1 protein-coding gene is annotated in these 1,687 nt (G+C 65.7%); it reads left to right on the top strand.

Annotated elements, in window-relative coordinates:
* The coding region (locus I6F36_RS38520; protein ID WP_225173247.1) for a chemotaxis protein CheA at window positions 1-1,687 on the top strand (1,687 nt) is incomplete at both ends.

Raw genomic sequence — 1,687 nt, 5'->3', positions numbered from 1 at the left:
GCCGAGGCGGTGACGGTGATCCTGTCCTCGATCGACCGCATCAAGGAGATTTTGGCTGGCTTGGAGGCGACCGAGGCCGAGCCGGAGGGGAACGACCGCGATCTCATCGACAAGTTGGAAGCGATGGTCGAGCAGGGCATGGCCGCCATGTCAGGCTCGGCGCAGCCGATGCCGACAGCCGGCACTGCTGCTCCCGTTGCCGATGCGCCGCCGCTGGTGCCGGAAGCACCCGCCGCTCCAGCCGCCCCCGCCAAGGAGATGACCATGGGCACGCTGGTCGATCAGACCCTGGAGCGTCCGCTGCGTCCGGGCGAGGTCTCGCTCGACGAGCTCGAGCGCGCCTTCCGCGAGACCGCGATCGAAGCGCTGGTGCCCGCGCCCGTGGCCAAGGCTGAGGTTAAGGCCGAGCCGGCTGCTGAAGCCGCAAAGCCCGCCAAGGAAAAGGCCGCGCCGAAGAAGTCGATGGCCGACGAGATGGCGGGCGAGGGCGACCGCATCGCCAACCAGTCGATCCGCGTCAACGTGGATACGCTGGAGCACCTGATGACCATGGTCTCCGAGCTGGTCCTGACCCGCAACCAGCTCTTGGAGATCTCCCGCCGCAACGAGGACACCGAGTTCAAGGTGCCGCTGCAGCGCCTCTCCAACGTCACCGCCGAGCTGCAGGAAGGCGTCATGAAGACGCGCATGCAGCCGATCGGCAATGCCTGGCAGAAGCTGCCCCGCATCGTCCGCGACCTCTCATCCGAACTCGGCAAGCAGATCGAGCTCGAGATGCACGGCGCCGACACCGAGCTCGACCGCCAGGTGCTCGATCTGATCAAGGACCCGCTCACCCACATGGTGCGCAACTCCGCCGATCATGGCCTCGAGACCCCCGCCGAGCGCCTCGCCAGCGGCAAGGGCGAGCAGGGCACCATTCGCCTGTCCGCCTATCACGAGGGCGGCCACATCATCATCTGCATCGCCGACAACGGCCGCGGCCTCAACACCGAGAAGATCAAGGCCAAGGCGCTCTCGTCCGGTCTCGTCACCGAGGCCGAGCTCGAGAAGATGAGCGAAGCCCAGATCCACAAGTTCATCTTCGCGCCGGGCTTCTCCACTGCCGCTGCCATCACCTCGGTCTCGGGCCGCGGCGTCGGCATGGACGTGGTCCGCACCAATATCGACCAGATCGGCGGCACCATCGACATCAAGAGCGTGGCCGGCGAAGGAAGCTCCGTCACCATCAAGATCCCGCTGACGCTCGCCATCGTCTCGGCCCTGATCGTCGAAGCCGCCGGCGACCGCTTTGCGATCCCGCAGCTCTCGGTGGTGGAATTGGTGCGTGCCCGCGCCAACTCCGAGCACCGCATCGAGCGCATCAAGGACACCGCGGTGCTGCGTCTGCGCAACAAGCTGCTGCCGCTGATCCATCTGAAGAAGCTCCTGAAGATCGACGACGGCGCGGCCTCCGATCCCGAGAACGGCTTCATCGTGGTGACGCAAGTCGGCAGCCAGACCTTTGGCATCGTCGTCGATGGCGTGTTCCACACCGAAGAAATCGTGGTCAAGCCGATGTCGACAAAACTGCGTCACATCGACATGTTCTCCGGCAACACCATTCTGGGCGATGGCGCGGTCATCATGATCATCGATCCCAACGGCATCGCCAAGGCGCTCGGCGCCGCCGGCTCCTCGGCCCATG

It is taken from the genome of Bradyrhizobium sp. BRP19, assembly GCF_020194195.1.
GTDB lineage: Bacteria > Pseudomonadota > Alphaproteobacteria > Rhizobiales > Xanthobacteraceae > Bradyrhizobium > Bradyrhizobium yuanmingense.
The sequence above is the reverse complement of the archived record's forward strand: the minus strand, read 5'-3'. Positions and strand labels throughout refer to the sequence as shown.